Source organism: Stutzerimonas nosocomialis (assembly GCF_005876855.1).
Taxonomy (GTDB): Bacteria; Pseudomonadota; Gammaproteobacteria; order Pseudomonadales; family Pseudomonadaceae; genus Stutzerimonas; species Stutzerimonas nosocomialis.
Genome location: NZ_QLAE01000013.1, coordinates 37892 through 56442, shown reverse-complemented (window position 1 = coordinate 56442; position 18551 = coordinate 37892). Strand labels below are relative to the sequence as shown.

15 protein-coding genes and 1 riboswitch are annotated in these 18551 nt (G+C 63.1%); of the genes, 6 read left to right on the top strand and 9 right to left on the bottom strand.

The annotated features are described in order from the left end of the window. Window positions 1–9: 9 nt before the first annotated feature. Window positions 10–981 carry a glycosyltransferase family 2 protein gene (locus DN824_RS10385; RefSeq protein ID WP_138408332.1) on the bottom strand — a complete coding sequence of 324 codons (972 nt, stop codon included), beginning with the start codon at window positions 979–981 and terminating at the stop codon, window positions 10–12. A gap of 976 nt (window positions 982–1957) precedes the next feature. Continuing rightward, on the bottom strand, window positions 1958–3835 hold the full coding sequence (thiC, locus tag DN824_RS10380; RefSeq protein WP_138408331.1) for a phosphomethylpyrimidine synthase ThiC: 1878 nt from the start codon (window positions 3833–3835) through the stop codon (window positions 1958–1960). Window positions 3836–3938: 103 nt separating this feature from the next. Then, window positions 3939–4045: riboswitch (TPP riboswitch) on the bottom strand. 175 nt (window positions 4046–4220) lie between these two features. Here thiC and DN824_RS10375 point away from each other — a divergent pair. Then, window positions 4221–5675 carry a TolC family outer membrane protein gene (locus tag DN824_RS10375; protein WP_138408330.1) on the top strand — a complete coding sequence of 485 codons (1455 nt, stop codon included), beginning with the start codon at window positions 4221–4223 and terminating at the stop codon, window positions 5673–5675. A 45-nt stretch (window positions 5676–5720) separates the two neighbouring features. Here the strand turns inward: DN824_RS10375 and waaA are convergent, their stop codons facing one another. Then, window positions 5721–6989, bottom strand: coding sequence for a lipid IV(A) 3-deoxy-D-manno-octulosonic acid transferase (gene waaA, locus DN824_RS10370; RefSeq protein WP_138408329.1), 1269 nt, complete (start codon window positions 6987–6989; stop codon window positions 5721–5723). Window positions 6990–7133: 144 nt separating this feature from the next. Here waaA and DN824_RS10365 point away from each other — a divergent pair, with 144 nt between their 5' ends. The 4 genes from DN824_RS10365 to DN824_RS10350 all read left to right on the top strand — a co-directional run bounded on the left by DN824_RS10365 (window position 7134) and on the right by DN824_RS10350 (window position 10478). After that, complete coding sequence (locus tag DN824_RS10365) at window positions 7134–7466, top strand: DMT family transporter (protein WP_138408328.1); 333 nt, start codon at window positions 7134–7136, stop codon at window positions 7464–7466. 74 nt (window positions 7467–7540) lie between these two features. Then, window positions 7541–8716 (top strand): NAD(P)/FAD-dependent oxidoreductase, encoded by a 1176-nt coding sequence (locus DN824_RS10360; protein WP_138408327.1) that lies wholly within the window; start codon window positions 7541–7543, stop codon window positions 8714–8716. Continuing rightward, window positions 8713–9522: an aldo/keto reductase gene (locus DN824_RS10355; protein WP_138408326.1), complete on the top strand. Its 810-nt coding sequence runs from the start codon at window positions 8713–8715 to the stop codon at window positions 9520–9522. Before DN824_RS10360 ends, DN824_RS10355 begins: the two co-directional genes overlap by 4 nt. 41 nt (window positions 9523–9563) lie before the next feature. Beyond that, window positions 9564–10478 carry a metal ABC transporter ATPase gene (locus DN824_RS10350; protein ID WP_138408325.1) on the top strand — a complete coding sequence of 305 codons (915 nt, stop codon included), beginning with the start codon at window positions 9564–9566 and terminating at the stop codon, window positions 10476–10478. A 15-nt stretch (window positions 10479–10493) separates the two neighbouring features. Here DN824_RS10350 and hldE read toward each other — a convergent pair whose 3' ends face one another. Continuing rightward, entirely contained in the window at window positions 10494–11915 is a 1422-nt protein-coding gene (gene hldE / locus DN824_RS10345) for a bifunctional D-glycero-beta-D-manno-heptose-7-phosphate kinase/D-glycero-beta-D-manno-heptose 1-phosphate adenylyltransferase HldE (RefSeq protein ID WP_138408324.1), read from the bottom strand. Between the two features lie 214 nt (window positions 11916–12129). Here hldE and DN824_RS10340 point away from each other — a divergent pair, with 214 nt between their 5' ends. Then, window positions 12130–12717 carry an RIO2 family protein gene (locus DN824_RS10340; protein ID WP_138408376.1) on the top strand — a complete coding sequence of 196 codons (588 nt, stop codon included), beginning with the start codon at window positions 12130–12132 and terminating at the stop codon, window positions 12715–12717. Window positions 12718–12729: 12 nt separating this feature from the next. Here the strand turns inward: DN824_RS10340 and DN824_RS10335 are convergent, their stop codons facing one another. The 5 genes from DN824_RS10335 to DN824_RS10315 all read right to left on the bottom strand — a co-directional run bounded on the left by DN824_RS10335 (window position 12730) and on the right by DN824_RS10315 (window position 18523). Continuing rightward, window positions 12730–13890: an O-antigen ligase family protein gene (locus DN824_RS10335; protein ID WP_241666688.1), complete on the bottom strand. Its 1161-nt coding sequence runs from the start codon at window positions 13888–13890 to the stop codon at window positions 12730–12732. Window positions 13891–13932: 42 nt separating this feature from the next. Beyond that, window positions 13933–14805: a DUF6625 family protein gene (locus DN824_RS10330; protein ID WP_138408323.1), complete on the bottom strand. Its 873-nt coding sequence runs from the start codon at window positions 14803–14805 to the stop codon at window positions 13933–13935. Window positions 14806–14807: 2 nt separating this feature from the next. Beyond that, window positions 14808–15767 (bottom strand): glycosyltransferase family protein, encoded by a 960-nt coding sequence (locus DN824_RS10325; RefSeq protein WP_138408322.1) that lies wholly within the window; start codon window positions 15765–15767, stop codon window positions 14808–14810. A gap of 94 nt (window positions 15768–15861) precedes the next feature. Continuing rightward, a complete protein-coding gene (gene msbA, locus DN824_RS10320) occupies window positions 15862–17673 on the bottom strand; it encodes a lipid A export permease/ATP-binding protein MsbA (protein ID WP_138408321.1) in 1812 nt (603 codons plus the stop codon). A gap of 145 nt (window positions 17674–17818) precedes the next feature. Further along, the gene (locus tag DN824_RS10315) at window positions 17819–18523 is read right to left on the bottom strand and encodes a glycosyltransferase (protein WP_138408320.1); all 705 of its coding nucleotides are present in this window, start codon (window positions 18521–18523) and stop codon (window positions 17819–17821) included. Between the last annotated feature and the right edge of the window lie 28 nt (window positions 18524–18551).

Below are 18551 nucleotides of genomic sequence, written 5' to 3'. Positions count from 1 at the left end.
GGAGAATGATTAGATCTTCCTCATGCTGACCGCAACGACGAGCCCGATATTACCGAGGATGGTCTGACGATATAGACCGGCTTCCCAGAGCAGCCGCAGACGGGCGGCGAAACAGCTCTTGCGCGCAAGCACGAACTGGCAGAGCACGTCCCGATTTTCGGCGGTAAGCTGTGAGCGAAAATGTCGCAGCACGACTAGGTTGTTCTGATTCCAGTCGCGAAAGGTGCCGGACAACATCCTACGGATACGCAGCCAGCGATCCAACAGGCCGGTGTTGGAGCCAATAACGTTGCCTCCATGCTGCCGGTAGTCGATGGTTGGCTGAGCATCATAGAAGACTTGACCACCACAACCGCTGACCAGCAGATAGCAAAGCCAATCATGGGATACAACGGGCGCCGTCGACGGAACTGCCGCGAGCAGGTCGCGTGCTGACCTGTTCAGCAGCATGGTATTGGCGCCGGCCAGGCTTTGTACCAGCGCATTCTGGAAACTCGGCGTCCGGACGAACAGCGGCGAATAACCGATAAAATTACCCGATTCGTCGACCAGCCGTGTTCTGGAGCAATACATCGCCGGGCACTTGCCAGCCACCTGCGGAAGCCGTGCCAGAGCCCTCTCGAGCTTGTCCGGAAACCAGATATCGTCCTGATCGCTGAAGGCGAAAAAATCCGCTTCGATCTTTGAATTGCGCACCAACGAAAGAAAGTTTTGCGCAAAGCCAACCCGGGGGCCGTTGAGCAAGTGCACCCGATCCGAACCGAGCCGCTGCTGAAAACGCTCAATGATATGCGGCGTAGCATCCGATGACCCATCGTCAGAGATGTACAACGTCCAGTCGCGATGAGTTTGCCCGGCGATGGAGTTCAGCTGCTCTTCAAGAAACCGTCCCCCATTAAAGGTGGTGAGCAGGATTGCGACATGCAAGCCAGCCCCATCCCTTGTCAGAGCTCTTGGCGGATTCACATCGGAGAAACTCATGCAGAACTTACCTCGTGAACTCCATATTGATAGTCATTGCGTTACATCGCCCATAGGAAGGGCCTGCACAGCAGCTTGCAGAATCAGGCTTACCCTAGACCCAAAGAGAACGAGCTTTAACGCGACCGGTTCCGATACCTTCGGAGCCCTCCGTCAAGAAGTGCTTAGGCGTTCTGCTAACAGCTCTTAGACTGGAGCGGATATTGGAGGGCGGAAAGCCTAAAAAGTTTCCGCAAGTGGGCATTTATCGCCTTTGTGGTAGCGATAAACCGACCGGCATAGCCAACCGGGCACGTCGACAAATTACAAAACCAAACGAACGGTTTCGGATTCATCCGAGCTGAACGGTATCGACTGGCCTCGTCGATGGCCCTATGGACAACTCCCAGCCGGCGCTATCCGAGCTACTGCTTGCAGTCTCCCGTAACGAGATGGCCGGCTTGCGAAAAATCGACCCACTTCTTTGAGTCCAGATACCATCCCTGGTACTCATAGCAGATCACCGGACGTGCTGGATTCAGCTCGGCCAGATGATGCAAGCCAACCATTCGAGGCGATGTGCCGCTGTGCTTAGGGCCAAGCCCAGCTCGTTTGCAACTGCCGACCAATCTTGCGAGCACAGCGTTGTTCGGCGAGGCGTACCATCAAGACTTCGGACATAGCATGAGGCGCGTCGTCGCTTTGCCATGTCGCCGGAGGCCCGAGCAGCCTCCTCGGCACGCAAGCCCTGCTGGGCATGAACCAAAGGGCTGACCGTGAGGCGTGCTTGCTGCAGTCTCATCAGGGGATCATGAGAAGAACTGGTTGGTCGCATTCCAGATTGCGCAAATATCCGGAGGCAATCTGAGAAATCACAACCAGCAAGGTATTCATCCCAACAGCCTCGGTTATCGTTCATTTTGGAAGCCGACGGGACGCTTTGCGCCCCGCCCGCGACCAGAAGCTGCACATACAGCACATGCAGCGTTCGGGCCCGTTATACCTGCCGGTAGATCACCGAACCTTCGCCCTTGAAGCGCTCCGCCTGCTCGGCGAAGCCGGCCTCGATGGCCTTCTGCTCGTCGGTCAGGCCGTTTTCCGCGGCGTATTCGCGCACTTCCTGGGTGATCTTCATCGAGCAGAACTTCGGGCCGCACATGGAGCAGAAGTGCGCCACCTTGGCCGACTCCTTGGGCAGCGTCTCGTCGTGGAAGGCGCGCGCGGTGTCCGGGTCCAGGCCCAGGTTGAACTGGTCTTCCCAGCGGAACTCGAAACGCGCCTTGGACAGGGCGTTGTCGCGGATCTGCGCGCCCGGGTGGCCCTTGGCGAGGTCGGCGGCGTGGGCGGCGATCTTGTAGGTGATGATGCCGGTCTTCACGTCGTCCTTGTTCGGCAGGCCGAGGTGCTCCTTGGGCGTGACGTAGCAGAGCATGGCGCAGCCGAACCAGCCGATCATGGCGGCACCGATGCCGCTGGTGATGTGGTCGTAGCCGGGCGCGATGTCGGTGGTCAGCGGGCCGAGGGTGTAGAACGGCGCCTCGTCGCAGCATTCGAGCTGCTTGTCCATGTTCTCCTTGATCAGGTGCATCGGCACGTGGCCGGGGCCTTCGATCATGGTCTGCACGTCGTGCTTCCAGGCGATCTTGGTCAGCTCGCCCAGGGTCTCCAGTTCGCCGAACTGCGCGGCGTCATTGGCGTCGGCGACCGAGCCGGGACGCAGGCCGTCGCCCAGCGAGAAGCTGACGTCGTAGGCCTTCATGATTTCGCAGATGTCTTCGAAGTGGGTGTAGAGGAAGTTTTCCTGGTGATGGGCCAGGCACCACTTGGCCATGATCGAGCCGCCGCGCGAGACGATGCCGGTGACCCGCTTGGCGGTCAGCGGCACGTAACGCAGCAGCACGCCGGCGTGGATGGTGAAGTAGTCCACGCCCTGCTCCGCCTGCTCGATCAGGGTGTCGCGGAACAGCTCCCAGGTCAGGTCCTCGGCGACGCCGCCGACCTTTTCCAGCGCCTGGTAGATGGGTACCGTGCCGATCGGTACCGGCGAGTTGCGGATGATCCACTCGCGGGTCTCGTGGATGTGCTTGCCGGTGGACAGGTCCATCACCGTGTCCGAGCCCCAGCGGATGCCCCAGGTCAGCTTGGCCACTTCCTCCTCGATCGAGGAGCCCAGCGCGCTGTTGCCGATGTTGCCGTTGATCTTCACCAGGAAGTTGCGGCCGATGATCATCGGCTCCAGCTCGGTGTGGTTGATGTTGGCGGGGATGATCGCCCGGCCACGCGCCACTTCCTCGCGCACGAACTCCGGCGTGATTTCCTTGGGGATGGCCGCGCCAAAGCTCTGGCCCTTGTGCTGCGCATCGAGCAGGCCCGCTTCACGCGCTTCGGCGAGCTTCATGTTCTCGCGGATGGCGACGTACTCCATCTCGGCGGTGACGATGCCCTTGCGCGCGTAATGCATCTGGCTGACGTTCTGCCCGGCGCGGGCCCGGCGCGGGTTGCGCACATGGGCGAAGCGCATCGCCGACAGCTCGGCATCGTTGAGACGGCGCTGGCCGAACTCGGAGGACAGCCCCGGCAGCCTCTCGGTATCGCCGCGATCCTCGATCCAGGCGCTGCGCACGTCGGCCAGGCCCTGGCGGACGTCGATCTGCACGTTCGGGTCGGTATAGGGCCCGGAGGTGTCGTAGACGGTGACCGGTGGGTTGATCTCGCCGCCGAAGGCGGTGGGCGTCACGTCCAGGCTGATCTCGCGCATGGGCACGCGGATGTCGGGGCGCGAGCCCTGGACGTAGATTTTCTGCGAACGCGGGAAGGGCTGGATCGACTGCTGGTCGACCTGGGCGGACTGGCTAAGGTTTTGTTCTGCACGCATCAGGCTGGCTCCTCGAAAGTTGTCGGAGCGAACCTGAGCAGCACGGCGAAAAGGACACATCGGGCGCGCCGGAACTGGCGCCGAGAGAACCCGCCATAACGGGCGACGGGTACATCTTGTTCCCTACGCAGGCCTTAACCTGATCAGGTTCAACGGGATCCGGAACTTTCCGATCTCAGCCTTCGCTTCAAGGCACCCCGACAAGAACGGGTCGAGTCTAATCAAGAGTGGCCAGCATTGCCACGCGCCTGACCGGCAATTCACGCGCGAGACGGGCTGTCGCCCCCTCGACGTCCCGCATGGCGCGCCCCGAGACACTTCTTGACCCTCTATCGGACCCGGCATAGCCTTGCCGTCTCCCTTGCCCGCCTCATGGATAGATGCAATGTTGCGCAGATTCTCTCTGGCAATCGCGGTGGCCGCTGCGACCGGTGTCGCCAGCGCTCAGCAAACCGCGGCTCCACTTCCCCTTCGTACGGATCTGGTTAGCGTCTACCGCGAGGCGGTCGCCAACAACGCCGACCTCGCCGCCGCCCGTGCGCAGTTCAACGCCCTGCAGGAAGTGGTGCCCCAGGCACGCGCCGGCCTGCTGCCGCAGCTGAGCGCCGGGGCCGAGATCAGCAATACGCACACCGATGTCGACACCAGCATGGGCTCGCAGTCGATTTCGCGCAGCGGCAACGTCTACCAGGCCAGCCTGAGCCAGCCACTGTTCCGCGCCGATCGCTGGTTCGGACTCAGGGCCGCCGAAGCCACCAGCGAGCAGGCGGCGCTGGAATTCTCCATCGCCCAGCAGGACCTCATCCTGCAGAGCGCGCAAAGCTATTTCGCGGTGCTGCGCGCCCAGGACAACCTGGCCGCGGTCAAATCCGAGGAGGCGGCGTTCAGGCGTCAGCTGGACCAGGCCAACGAGCGCTTCGAGGTCGGCCTCTCGGACCGCACCGACATGCTCGAAGCCCAGGCCGGCTACGACACCGCACGCGCCAACCGGATGCTTGCCCAGCGCCAGGTCGACGACGCCTTCCAGGCGCTCTTCACCCTGACCAACCGGGAATACGTCGCCCTCGAAGGCATCGAACACAGCCTGCCGGTACTGGCGCCCGTCCCCAACGACGCCAAGGCCTGGGTGGACACCGCCGCCCGCCAGAACCTCAACCTGCAGGCGGTCAACCACGCCGTCACCGCCGCCGAGGAGACGCTGCGCCAGCGTCGCGCCGGACATGCCCCGACGGTCGATGCGGTGGCCTCCTATCGCCGTGGCGACAACGACAGCCTGGGCTTCACCAACACCGGTGTTTCGGCGGTGCCCGGCTACCCGCGCTACAACGGTGACGTCGAGCAGCGCACCATCGGCCTGCAGCTCAACATCCCCCTCTACAGTGGCGGCCTGACCACCTCGCAGTCGCGCGAAGCCTACTACCGTCTCGACCAGACCGAGCAGCAGCGCGAGAGCCTGCGCCGCCAGGTGGTGGAAAACACCCGCAACCTGCATCGGGCGGTGAACACCGACGTGGAACAGGTCCAGGCCCGCCGCCAGTCGATCGTCTCCAACCAGAGCGCGCTGGAAGCCACCGAAATCGGCTATCAGGTCGGCACCCGCAACATCGTCGATGTGCTCGACACCCAGCGTCGCCTGTTCGCCGCCGTGCGCGACTACAACAACGCGCGCTACGACTACATCCTCGACAACCTGCGGCTCAAGCAGGCGGCCGGCACGCTGAGCCCGGCGGACCTCGAGACGCTCGGCCAGTACCTCAAGCCGGACTACGACCCGGACACCGACTTCCTGCCGCCGGACCTGTCGCAGAACCTCGGCCGCCCGGCCAACCTGGATCGCTGACGAAAAAAGCCCGGCATTGCCGGGCTTTCTTTGCGGGCTGCAGAATCAAGGGCGCGCCAGGGCCGCACCGAGGATGTCCAGCAGGCGCCGCAACGCTCCCTGGTTGGCCCTGACCACCGAGAGCCCGGCCTCGCGCATCCGCGCCGCAGCCGCATCATCACTCCATAGGCGCAGCAGTTGCGCATGGAGCCCTTCGGCGTCTTCGACCTGCACCAGGGCACCACCTTCACGCAACCGCGCAGCGATTTCCTCGAAGTTGAACAGGTGCGGACCGCTGAGCACCGGCTTGCCCAGCGCCGCCGGCTCGAGCAGGTTGTGCCCGCCGTTGGGCACCAGGCTGCCGCCGACGAAGGCGAGATCCGCCAGCGCATAGAAATAGAGCAGCTCGCCCATGGTGTCTCCGAGCAGAACCTGGGTATCTGCACCGACCGGCTCGTCGAGCGATCGCCTGACCGTGGCGAACCCTTGCCTGCGCGCCAGCGCATGCACGTCGCCGAACCGCTCGGGATGACGCGGCACCAGAATCAGCAACGCGTCGGGACGATCCGCCAGGAGCTGGCGGTGAGCCGAAAGGACGACCTCGTCTTCCCCACGATGGGTACTGGCCGCGATCCACACCGGCCGCTCCCGCCATGCCTGCCGCTGCAGGGCAGCGCGCTCGCAGAGCTGCGGATCGATGGCCAGGTCGTACTTGATCGACCCGGTCACCTGCACCGCCTCCGCCCGCGCGCCCAGCGCCCGGAAACGCTCGGCCTCGGCCTCGGTCTGCACGGCGATGCAGGCCAGCTCGGCCAGCATCGGCGCGACGAGCCCGCCGAACCGCCCATAGCCACGGGCCGAACGCTCGGACAACCGCGCATTGGCCAGCACCACCGGAATGCCGCGTCGGGCGCACTGGTGGATGTGGTTGGGCCACAGTTCGGTCTCCATCACTACCGCCAGCTGCGGGCGCAGGCGATCGAGAAAGCGCGCCGCCGCCCAGGGCAGGTCGTAGGGCAGGTAGCAATGCTGGACGCTGTCGCCGAACAGCGCCCGAATGCGCTCGGAACCGGTGGGAGTCATGCAGGTGACGGTGATCGGCATCTGCGGATACCGCGCCATCAGCTCACGGATCATCGGCGCGGCGGCGATGCTTTCGCCAACCGAGACCGCATGCACCCAGATGCCGCCCTGGCGCAGGGGTGGCAGGCCCACGGCGAAGCGCTCGCCGACTCGGCGCGAATAGGCCGGAGCCCGCCAGGCGCGCCACAGCAGGCGCAACGCGATCAGCGGCAGGGCGAGGTGAAAAAGCAGCGTATAGAGGGGTCTGTTCATGGCCGCGCAGCTTAGCAAAAGGCGGCGGTGGCGCGGAGCGTACCGATGCGGGACGCGGCCAGCCATGCGCCGGACGTACGATCAATGCTAGCGTTGCCTGTCATTCTCGACGCGCAACCGCCCGCCTTCGCTCAAGGACTGCCCATGCCCGCCTACCTCTACCTCGCCTTGGCCATCGCCGCAGAAGTGATCGCCACCACCTCGATGAAAGCGCTCGACGGGTTCAACAAGCCGTTGCCGCTGGCGCTGGTCGTGTTCGGCTATTGCATTTCGTTCTGGATGCTGAGCCTCGTGGTCAAGAGCATCCCGGTGGGTATCGCCTATGCGATCTGGGCAGGCCTGGGCATCGTCCTGGTGAGCGTCGCCGCCTCGGTCCTCTACGCCCAGAAGCTCGACCTGCCGGCCGTGCTGGGGATGGTGCTGATCATCGCGGGCGTGGTGGTGATCCAGCTGTTTTCCAGCAGCACCGGGCACTGACCCGGCAGCGCCGCCGAAACCCGCCTGAACGGCGCGGGTTATACTGCCGCCCTGTTTCCAACGCGAGGCCGGACATGTCCACATCCCTGAGCACAGACGTACTGATCGTCGGCGGCGGCGTCGCCGGACTATGGCTCAATGCACGCCTGCGCCAGCAGGGCTATTCGACGGTACTGCTCGAGCGCGGCGCGCTGGGTGGCGGACAGAGCATCAAATCCCAGGGCATCATCCACGGCGGCACCAAGTATGCGCTGCACGGCGCGCTGACCGGCGCCTCCGAGGCCATCGCCGACATGCCCCGCCGCTGGCGCGAGGCGATCGCCGGCACCGGCGAACTCGATCTGGCCGGCGTACGCCTGCTGTCGGATGCGCATTACCTGTGGTCGCCCGGCACGCTGGCCGGCAACCTCACCAGCTTCTTCGCCAGCAAGGCGGTGCGTTCGCGCGTCGAACAGGTCAAGGGCGACGCGCTGCCCCCGGCGCTGCAGAATTCCCGCTTCAAGGGCAAGGTGTACCGCCTGAGCGAGCTGGTGCTCGACGTTCCCAGCCTGATCGCGCGCCTGGCGCAGCTGGCCGGTGACAGCCTGATGGCGGCCACGCGGATCGAGCCTCTGCACGAAGGCGCGGAACTCGTCGGGCTGACGGTCGACGGCATCGCGATAAGGGCCCAGCGCATCGTGCTCAACGCCGGCGCCGGCAATGCCGAGCTGCTCGCCTCGCTGGGGCTGGACCAACCCGCGATGCAGCGGCGACCGCTGCACATGGTCATCGTCAAGTCGGTCAACCTCAAGCCGCTGTACGCCCATTGCCTGGGGGGCGGCACCAAGCCGCGCGTCACGGTGACCAGCCATCCGGCGAGCGACGGCCGCTGGGTCTGGTACCTGGGCGGCGACCTTGCCGAGGCGGACGGCGTGGCGCGCGCGCCCGAAGCGCAGATCGAAGCCGCCAGGCGCGAGCTGGCGGACCTGGTGCCCTGGATCGACCTCAGCGATGCGCAGTGGGCCACGCTGCGGGTCGAGCGCGCCGAGCCGGCGCAATCGAACCAGGTCCGACCGGACAACGCCTTTCTCGCCGAACAGGGCCGCCTGCTGGTCGGCTGGCCGACCAAGCTCGCCCTCGCGCCGGACTTTTCCGACCGCGTCGAAGCCGCGCTCCGAAACGACGGCATCCACCCCCTGCCCCACGCGCCGCTTCCGACCCTGCCGCGTCCGCCGCTGGCCAGGCCCTTCTGGGAGGAGTTGCTACCGTGAAGACGCTGCATGACCTGCATCGCCCGTTGGGCAGCACCGGCCTTCGGGTGTCGCCGCTGGGCCTGGGCACCGTGAAGCTCGGGCGCGACCAGGGCGTCAAGTACCCCAACGGATTCACCATTCCCGACGACCAGCAGGCCCTCCGGCTGCTCGCCTGCGCCCGCGAACTGGGCATCAACCTGATCGACACCGCGCCGGCATACGGCACCAGCGAGGAGCGACTCGGCCCGCTGCTGCAGGGTCGGCGGAACGACTGGGTGCTGGTGAGCAAGGTCGGCGAGGAATTCGAGAACGGGCAGTCGCGCTTCGACTTTTCCGCCGCCCACACCCGCTATTCGGTCGAGCGCAGCCTCAAGCGCCTGAAAACCGACCGGATCGACCTGGTGCTGGTCCATTCCGACGGCAACGACCTGGCGATCCTCGAGCAATCCGACGTCTACCAGACGCTCGCCGACCTCAAGCGCGAGGGCAAGCTGCTGGCGTTCGGGTTCTCCGGCAAGACCGTCGAGGGTGGCCTGCTCGCTCTGCGCGAGGGCGACTGCGCGATGGTCACCTACAACCTGCAGGCGCGCGAGGAGAAAGCGGTGATCGACTACGCCGCCGCGCACGCCAAAGGCATCCTGGTGAAAAAGGCCCTGGCCAGCGGCCATGCGTGCCTTGCCAACGGCGAAGACCCGGTGAGGCGCAGCTTCGAACTGCTGTTCGGCGAGCCCGGTGTCGCCAGCGCCATCGTCGGAACCATCAACCTGCAACATCTGTCGGATAACGTCGCCAGCGTTGCGGCCGTATTAGATCAACAATCCTGAGCCGCTCGAGCGGCCACGCCCGACGCGAGAAGGAGCCCGAGATGCCGCGAGTCCTCATTCGAAAGAACCCTGCTTCCTTCAAGACCCTGCCCCTGAGCGTCGAGGCCAGCCCCGAAGGCCTGCGCTACCAGAGCCTGGGCACGCCGCTCAACTTCAGCCAGATGCTCGAACGACGTCGCCCGATCGACGTCGAGGATCCGGAGCGGTTCTCCGTCGAGCTGGCCAACCTGGGCGTTTCGGTTCGCCTGACCCTCGCGTGGCAGGGGCGCGAATACTGGATCCTGGTGCGCCAGCAACGCCTGGATCGCGGCGACGTCGTTCTCAAGCTGATATCCGGCTACGTTCCGGCCCATGAGCTCAACCTGCCACTGCTCACCGCCATCCAGGAAATCGCCGAGGAGTGCCTGCTCGAAACCAGCGACGGCTGGCTCGCCGGCCGCTTTGGCGATACCTGGCTGCCGACACCCTACGCCAACGCGCTGCGCTACCGCGAATCGGCCAATTTCAACCTGGGCTCGCTGTCGGGGTCGGCGCGGCCCGTGCAATGCGGCAGCATGACCCTGATGGAACGGCCGCGGGCCTATGTGCACCTGCCCACCGCCTCGCTGCAGCTGGTCTATGACATGCGCCTGGACCTGCCCAAGGACTGCAAGCAACTGAGCCTGTTTCATGTCGACGAGCGCATCGAGGACGACAAGCTGGTCGCCCGCCTGGAGCGCAGCAAGCCTGACCTCTACCTGATTCCGTTGCACGAAGGCCGCCCGACGGCGGAGCTGCTGACGTTGCGCAAGGGCATGCTGACACCGGCCAGTACCCGAGGCCTGTACCTTTCGGAGAGTTTCGCACCGCAGATCGGCTGGACCGTGCGCGAGGAGCGCGCCCGCTGGAAGGACTGGGTCAGCCAGCAGAACATCCAGCCACCGGTGCCGACGCGCGCCCGGCAGAACGCCAGCTGACGCGCTCGCGATACGTCAGCGGCTGCGGATCTTCTCGACGATGGCGGTCGTGGAGCTGTTCTCGACCAGCCCGAGCACCTTCACCGTGCCGCCATAGGCCTTGACCAGATCGGCACCGACCACCTGGTCGACCCCGTAGTCGCCCCCCTTGACCAGCACATCGGGCTTGACCTGCGCCAACAGGTTTTCCGGCGTGTCCTCGGGGAAACAGACCACCCAGTCCACCGCACCGAGCCCGGCCAGCACGGCCATGCGCCGGTCGACGGAGTTGATCGGCCGACCCGGGCCCTTCAGACGGCTGACCGAGCCGTCGTCGTTGACCGCGACCACCAGCCGATCGCCCTGCGCGCGCGCCTGCTCGAGATAGGTCACATGCCCGGCATGCAGGATGTCGAAGCAGCCGTTGGTGAAGACGATCTTCTCGCCCTGGGCGCGGGCATCCTCGATCACCGTCAGCAGCTGCTCGAACGTCATCACGCCCCGCTCCGAGCCCTCTTCACGCTGCACCGCGCGGCGCAGCTCCGGCGCGCTGATGCAGGCGGTCCCGAGCTTGCCGACCACGATCCCTGCCGCCAGGTTCGCCAGCGCCACCGCCTGGGGCAACGGCTCGCCCGCCGCGAGACTCGCCGCCAGGGTAGAAATCACCGTATCGCCGGCGCCGGTCACATCGAAGACTTCCCGAGCGCGCGCCGGCAGGTGCAGCTCCGGGCAACCGGGGCGCAGCAGGGTCATGCCATGCTCGCCGCGCGTGACCAGCAGCGCCTGCATGTCCAGCTGCTCGATCAGCGCAAGCCCCTTGGCGACGAGATCGGCCTCGTCGATGCAAGGCCCCACCACCGCCTCGAACTCCGCCAGGTTCGGCGTGATCAGCGTGGCGCCGCGATAGACCTCAAAGTTCTTGCCCTTGGGATCGGCCAGCACCGGAATGCCTTTCGCCCGCGCAGCCTGGATGAGGGCCTGATGATTCTTCAGCGCACCCTTGCCGTAATCCGACAACACCAGCACCTTGACCCCCGAAAGCAACGTTTCGGTCGAAGCCAACAGCTGTGCGGGATCGGTTTCGAAAGGCTCCTCGAAGTCCATCCGCAGCAATTGCTGGTGGCGGCTCATGACACGCAGCTTGACGATGGTCGGCTGGCGCTCGATCTGCTGGAAGTGCGCCTGGACACCTGCCGCAGCCAGACTGTCGGATAGGCTCTGCCCCGCTTCGTCGACGCCCGTCACGCCAACCAGCGATGCAGGCGCGCCGAGCGCCGCGATATTCAGTGCGACGTTGGCCGCGCCGCCCGGCCGGTCCTCGATCTGCTCGACACGCACCACCGGCACCGGCGCTTCCGGAGAAATCCGCGACGTACCGCCATGCCAGTAGCGGTCGAGCATGACGTCGCCCACCACCAGAACGGGCGCGCGATCGAAACGGGGCAGGGATAATTTCATGGGAACTCTCGGACGGGCGGAATCGATAATAATAACATGCCGCACAAAGACCTCTGCGCAGGCAGACTCGACTGGCCACCTCGACGGGGAAACACGCGCCGGTAAGCCGCATGGCATTCGAGCAGGCCTCTGCGGCATCATGTGCGCTTTGCAAGCAACGACTGGTCCCGCTTTGAACATACACCGCAAACTTACCGATGCAGAGCTGCAGCAGATGCTTGTGGGCGCTCGCATTCTGGAGAAGGACAGCTTCGGACCGAAAGTCTACGCACTGAACAATGGCGAGATCCTCAAGGTCTTTCGCCGCAAGCGTATGTTTTCATCAACCTTGCTTCGCCCGAGCTCACAACGCTTCCACGACAACGCCGTGGGGCTTTCCGCTCTCGGGATCCCGACCGTTACACCACTTGCATGCTATCGCCTCGACGATGCACGCCGCACGGCCGTCCGCTATCAGCCCTTGCCCGGAGAGACCCTGAGCGACAGGCTCAGACACTCTCCAGAGCAATGGCGAGACATACTCCCCCCGCTGGCGAGCTTCATCAACCAACTGCATGCACAGGGCGTTTACTTCCGATCGCTGCACGCGGGCAACATCGTGATCACTGCCAATGGTGAGTTCGGACTGATCGACGTGGCCGATATGCGACTGCGCCGCAGGCCCCTGTCGAAAGCGCTGATCAGGCGCAACCGCGAACATTTCGAAAAACATGCGCGCAAGGAACGGCTGCCGCTCGAGCCTGGAACACTTTGGGCCGCCTGCGAGCGAGCCCAGGCCACACGCCTGCCGGCCAGTTCTTAGGTTCGGCGGCGCCTAGCTTGAGTGCGAAGCAGAAAGACGCGGATGGCCGATCAGACAGGCAGGAAGAATGACCAGCAACCAGAGCTCGTCGGGATTGCCGACCAGCTTGGTTCCATCGAAATTCAAGCCGACCAGGGCCGTAGCGAGGTACAGCCCCCAGGGGTCTCGGCATAGCCAGGCACGCCTCAGCACAACGACTATCAACGCCACGAAGATGGCGAGCGCCACGACGCCACCGAAGACGCCGAGCGAAAGAAAGACGCTGTGCGGATGAGCGATTGGTTCACCATTGAGCAACAGCTGATCGGTTCGATGCTCGAGCCCGCAGCCCATCCACAGACCGCACGCGTACCACTCGTTCAGCATGATGTTCCAGAGATGGAGCCGCCCCGCGTCGGCGCGCTCGAACAGGCTGCCCACCTCGGGAAATGTCATACCCGCCCAGAGCGCGGCACCGCCTATTACCAGCAGGCTGCCCGCCAACCACAGCGAATCGCGAAGGCGGCGAAGCGAGAGATAGATTGACGCCAGCAACACGAATGCAGCCAACGCCACCAATCCGGAGCGGCTCTGCAGGACGTACCCCATGCAGAACAACGCCACCACAAACGCGAGCACCAACTCGATGAACTGGCGCGACCGAAGCCAGCCAGGCACCGCCAGGGCAAAGCAGCAGGCTATCCACATGCTCGTGTAGATCGGCCCGGTCATCCTCGAAGGTAGCCAGAGTACTCGTTCGCCCACCGCATAATGACCGGTCGCCCAATAGAACAGCGCTGAACCCGATACATAGCCGACAAGGATCCAGTACAGCCCTCTGGCGAACAGCGGATGACGCAACGGCTGAGGATCGATTAGACGGCTGACCGTGAGAACGAAAAGCCCGACATAGAGCAGATGCTTGTAGTGCTGGGCATCGCCCGACCAGATACCTACCACGGCGAACCATGCCAGCAGCAGCGCCCAAAGCAGCAGATCGGGAGATGTCTTGATTCCCGCCCCACGGTAACAAAGCAGCACCCCCAGCGACGGCAGCGCCAGCAGCGTGTAATACACGTTGTTGACCATCTTGGCCGTCGGCAATACCAGATAGCTGGCCACGAACACCAGCAGCGCCATGGTGAAGTATGCGGAACGGCGATCCGCCGCGAAAAATGACGCCAAGGCTTTCAATGGAGCCTCCAAGGGCAGGTCCGGGTGCGGACGGTCGACTACCTAGACAGAGCGAAACCCTTCGGACGTTACGCTCCACGCCGTGGCCTGCACTAGATCGGCCTGCGGTACCAGGCTTTCCGGCGCAAGGGTGGGCCAAACCTTCGACTTCCAGGTGATGAAGTGGAAGTACGGAAAGGAACGAGCGCCATCGAGATCGTTGGTCAATTCACCGTCGCGCCAGATCCAGCGTGAGGGGAAACCCGCCTCGCCGTTGTGCCAAACGATCCGCGCATTGGGCGTCGTGAAGGCCTCGACGAACTCACTGTTGCGACGCCACGGATTGAATCTGTCTGCCAATCGCCTCATCGGCTCGGGCCAGTTCTTGTGGCGGATGAACAGACGACTGAACGCCCCTTCGTCAAAGGCGTTGTGCTCATCGACCGTGAATTTCTGCCGCCATCCGGGCACCTGCTTGAAGGCTTCACGCATCTTCGTCGTGTTGCGCAATAGGCAGAGGTGACCAGAAACGCGCCGGTCATGGGTCGAGAGCAGGTCGAAGCGAGCCAGACGCTGCGGCGAAAAATAGGCTCTCAGATTGCCGTACACCAGATCGATGTCGCTAAAGCCCCAGAAATCGTAGCCGTCGAGTTCGTCAGCGTGGATGTAGCCAAGCGCCGGCTTGATGTCGCATAGCTTGTATGGATTGGATGGACGAAATTCGATTCCCAGCCGTTGCGACACCAGGTCACAGTAGCCCTCGAAGCTTATCGGCCGCAGGGCGACGTTGGCCGGCAGGTCGTCAGGAACGCCGCAATCAGAGAAGAATATCCACTGAATGTCAGGATTGGCTTCCACGCTTTTCAGGAAGAATGGCATCCAGAACGGCCATCGCCCGAAGTAGGGAATGAGAAATACGAGGCGCGGAGTGGACATGCTCACCATCCAAAGCGGTAGCGGAGTTTATCGAGCCAGTTGGGCGGCGGCACGGCCCGTAACGGCGGTTTCATCGCGTCCACCGCTGCCGCGCCGATCCGGTCGAAACTGTAGCGACTCTCGGCCAGGCGTTGTCCGCTGAGAGCGATCCGATCGGCCAGCCCGGAATCAGCCCGCAATATCGCAAGCTTCGCTGTCAGCTCGGACACCGTTTTGTAGAGCACAATGTTTTCCATGTCGACGAACCCGAGCGCCCGATTCTCCTCAGCACCTTGGTCGAACGCCAGCAGGACGCAGCCACAGGCCATGGCCTCGAAGTTCTTGATCATGTACTCGCCCATTCCCACGTCCGCGCTGACGAAGAAACGGATGCGATTGAGGGTCTCCAGATATTCCTCACCTGACTTGGTCCGGGCGACGACCAGATTTTCCGCTTTCGCCAGCTCATCCAGCAGCAGCTTGCGCCCTGCGTAAGCCTGGCTCTTGGTGCTTCCCAGAAAGCCGAGTTCGATATCGCGAGGAGCATCCAGGTTTCTCAGTAGCGCCTGGTCGTACCCTTTCGGCACGAAGACCGCGTCGAACCCTTCTTCCTGCAATCGCCGCGCGACGACTGCGCTGGATACCAGAATCCGGGCGCCGGGCAAGCGGCGGTAGTGCCTGCTGAACTTTCCCTTGTACTTGCAAGGGATGTAGTTCTGATAGGCATCGTGCTCGAGTATCACGAGATTGGGGATGTTGCGAATGAAGCCAGCCTGACGGATTTCCTGCTTGAAGCGCAGGAAGAAAACGATACGGTCATAACGGGAGACATCGACATGCTGCTTGAAGTAAAGCCGCAGGTTCGATTGCTGTTTCTTGTCGAGCCAGCGGATGTCGCAAATCGAATTGTCACCAATCGCCTGATAAAGCCGGTCCAGAATTGCACGCTGCTCGCTCTGAACCAAGAACAGGATTTTAAGCATTTAGTTTTTCAGTTCGTAGGCCGTTGTGGCGGCGAAGACGGTTGTCTGGAGCGATACGGCGACAGAACAGAAGCACTTGCACTCGGCACGGCAGTCACGTGAGAGCATCGCTCGCCTCTTCCGGCTTTTCATCGGCGAACTGACGCGAATGAAGCCTCGCGTAGTACCCACCCTGAGCCAACAGTTCGGCATGCGTACCCCGTTCGACGATCATGCCCTGATCCATCACCAGGATGAGGTCCGCCTTTTCGATGGTCGACAGTCTGTGGGCAATCACCAGGGTGGTACGACCTTTCATGGCCACATCGAGAGCGGCCTGAATGTGGCGCTCGGACTCGGTATCGAGAGCGGACGTTGCCTCGTCGAGGATGAGCACCGGCGCATCCTTCAGTAACGCCCTGGCAATCGCCAGCCGCTGACGCTGCCCACCGGACAGCAGCACGCCGTTCTCGCCGACCAGCGTTTCGAAGCCCTGAGGAAGGTTGTCTATGAATTCCACCGCATAGGCATCCTCCGCGGCCTTGCGGATGGCGCCCGGAGGCGCAGAAGCAAGATCCCCGTAGGCAATGTTGCCGGCTACGGTTGCATTGAACAGCGTGACTTGCTGGGTTACCAGGGCGATGTGCTTGCGCAGGTTGGCCAGCGTATAGCGCTCGACGTCCAGTCCATCGAGCAGGATTTCGCCTTCCTGATGCTGATAGAAACGAGGAATGAGGTTGGCCAGCGTCGATTTGCCGCTCCCCGAACGCCCCACCAAGGCGACCAGTTGCCCCGGTTCGACCGTGAAATTGATTCCCTTGAGGATCACCTTATCGGTGCCAGGGTAGGTGAAATTCAGATTGCGAACCTCCAGACGCCCCTGAGCACGCTCGCGCACTTCAGTGCCCCGATCGACCTCGGGCTCCTCATCCAGTTGCTCGAAGATGCTTTCAGCACCGGCGAGGCCTTTCTGGATGGTCGAGCTGACCTCCGAAAGCTGCCGAATCGGCTTGGGCAGCAGCCCCGCCGCAGTGATATAGGCCACCAGGTCTCCCACCGTTGCATCACCGCGCAGGAAGAGCACCAGGAACATCAGCAGCGCCATTGCGCTGTAGGTAACCAGCTGCAGCATCGGCGTATAGACTGCGGAAGTGCGGATCATTTTCAGCTGCTTGCGGGAGTTGTCCTCGCTCGCCTCGTAGAAGCGCTTGCTCTCATAACTCTCCCCGCCAAAGCTGCGAACCACCCGATAACCCTGAATCGTTTCCGAGGCCACGTGGGTGAGCTCGCCCATCGCACCCTGAATCTTGCGGCTCTGGCTACGGAAACGCCGGCTAGCCGCGTTCACCATCAGGGAAATGACTGGCAGGACCGCCACCATCACCAGGGTAAGTTTCCAGTTCATCCACAGCAGGTAACCGAACAGTGCGAGCACTGTAAGGCCCTCACGCACGATGACCTTGAGCGCGTCGGTCGCGGCGCCCGTCACCATGGTGACGTTGAAGGTGATCCGCGAGATCAGATGCCCCGAGGCATGGTTGTCGAAGTACCGGTTGGGCAGCCGGAGCAGGCTATCGAACAGCGCAAGGCGCAGATCCTGTACGAGCCCCAGGGATACGCGCGCCAGATAATAACCACCGAGAAACGAGCCGATTCCCTGCCACACCGTGATGAGAAGCAGCGCCAGCGGCACGCCATAGAGGAGCTGCATCTCTCCAAGCAGCGGCAACTGGGTCACGCTCTGTTCAGGCTGCGCCAAGCCGTCGACGAAATATTTCAGCAATCCCGCCATCATGGGCTGCGTCGAAGCGAAGATCACGTAGCCCACCATGCTCACGGCAAACATGAACCAATAGCGGCGCACATACGAAAGCAGCCGGATATACAGTTTCAGGCTGGACAAGCGGTCACTGGAGGACTCGGGCATAGATCGGGCAGCTCAAAAGATATGAGGCGGATTGTAGCATCTCGCCTGGAATGGACGCGGTGTATGCCCACCGCCAGGCAGGTGCCGAGACACCACAACGCAAGCGCCACCCTATTGCCCTGCAATATCCGTGGCGCGGCGCCGCTTACTTGGGTCGTTGCAGGCAGAAGTTCATCTTCGCATGCTCGGCGAACCACTCCTCGGCGAAGTCAGCGTTGCGATACTCCTCGAAGTACGGCCCGCCCACGGTCCAATGCACGTTGCGCACATCGGCCGGGGGCTCCAGGTATTCACCCACCAGCCAGTTCCAGCGAATATCCAGCTCACCGATCTCGTTGTCGTCGAGCCACTGGAAGCGATGCAGTTGCATGGCCGACGCTTCGCCCACGTAGGTATCGGTCACGACACGATTGGATGGATGCGCGCAGTCCCAGAGCACCACAGAGGACCAGTTCTTTCGAGGGTATTTGTATTGGACGGTATTGAGGTATTTCACATCGTCTCGCGGCTCATAGTCGTGCTTGACCACATACACCGCCTTACCAGGGTCGCGCTCGACCGCCTGCAGGATTTCCGCGATATCGGTACGCAGCATCATGTCACAGTCAAAGAAAACGGCGTAACCGGTGTAGTCGCTCAGATAGGGCGTAAGAAACCGGGTAAACGAGAACTCATTCGATTGCTTCGCGTCCCGCGGACGATCGTAGATGCCGGTCAGGTTCTTCAAGTTCACGGGAATCAGAGCGACCGGAATGGAGCTACGGGAAAGAATGGAATGCGCCATCACGTGCCAGGCCACGCTCTCGACCGGATCGTAGCCAATGAAAACCTTCAGTACAGAATCTCGCATACAAGCCTCAAACTACGCAGCAGGCGCC

Bases quoted from the DNA above. Each gene is read 5' to 3' on its own strand.
- DN824_RS10385 (WP_138408332.1), bottom strand. From the start codon at position 981: ATGAGTTTCTCCGATGTGAATCCGCCAAGAGCTCTGACAAGGGATGGG.
- thiC (WP_138408331.1), bottom strand. From the start codon at position 3,835: ATGCGTGCAGAACAAAACCTTAGCCAGTCCGCCCAGGTCGACCAGCAG.
- DN824_RS10375 (WP_138408330.1), top strand. From the start codon at position 4,221: ATGTTGCGCAGATTCTCTCTGGCAATCGCGGTGGCCGCTGCGACCGGT.
- waaA (WP_138408329.1), bottom strand. From the start codon at position 6,989: ATGAACAGACCCCTCTATACGCTGCTTTTTCACCTCGCCCTGCCGCTG.
- DN824_RS10365 (WP_138408328.1), top strand. From the start codon at position 7,134: ATGCCCGCCTACCTCTACCTCGCCTTGGCCATCGCCGCAGAAGTGATC.
- DN824_RS10360 (WP_138408327.1), top strand. From the start codon at position 7,541: ATGTCCACATCCCTGAGCACAGACGTACTGATCGTCGGCGGCGGCGTC.
- DN824_RS10350 (WP_138408325.1), top strand. From the start codon at position 9,564: ATGCCGCGAGTCCTCATTCGAAAGAACCCTGCTTCCTTCAAGACCCTG.
- hldE (WP_138408324.1), bottom strand. From the start codon at position 11,915: ATGAAATTATCCCTGCCCCGTTTCGATCGCGCGCCCGTTCTGGTGGTG.
- DN824_RS10340 (WP_138408376.1), top strand. From the start codon at position 12,130: ATGCTTGTGGGCGCTCGCATTCTGGAGAAGGACAGCTTCGGACCGAAA.
- DN824_RS10330 (WP_138408323.1), bottom strand. From the start codon at position 14,805: ATGTCCACTCCGCGCCTCGTATTTCTCATTCCCTACTTCGGGCGATGG.
- DN824_RS10325 (WP_138408322.1), bottom strand. From the start codon at position 15,767: ATGCTTAAAATCCTGTTCTTGGTTCAGAGCGAGCAGCGTGCAATTCTG.
- msbA (WP_138408321.1), bottom strand. From the start codon at position 17,673: ATGCCCGAGTCCTCCAGTGACCGCTTGTCCAGCCTGAAACTGTATATC.
- DN824_RS10315 (WP_138408320.1), bottom strand. From the start codon at position 18,523: ATGCGAGATTCTGTACTGAAGGTTTTCATTGGCTACGATCCGGTCGAG.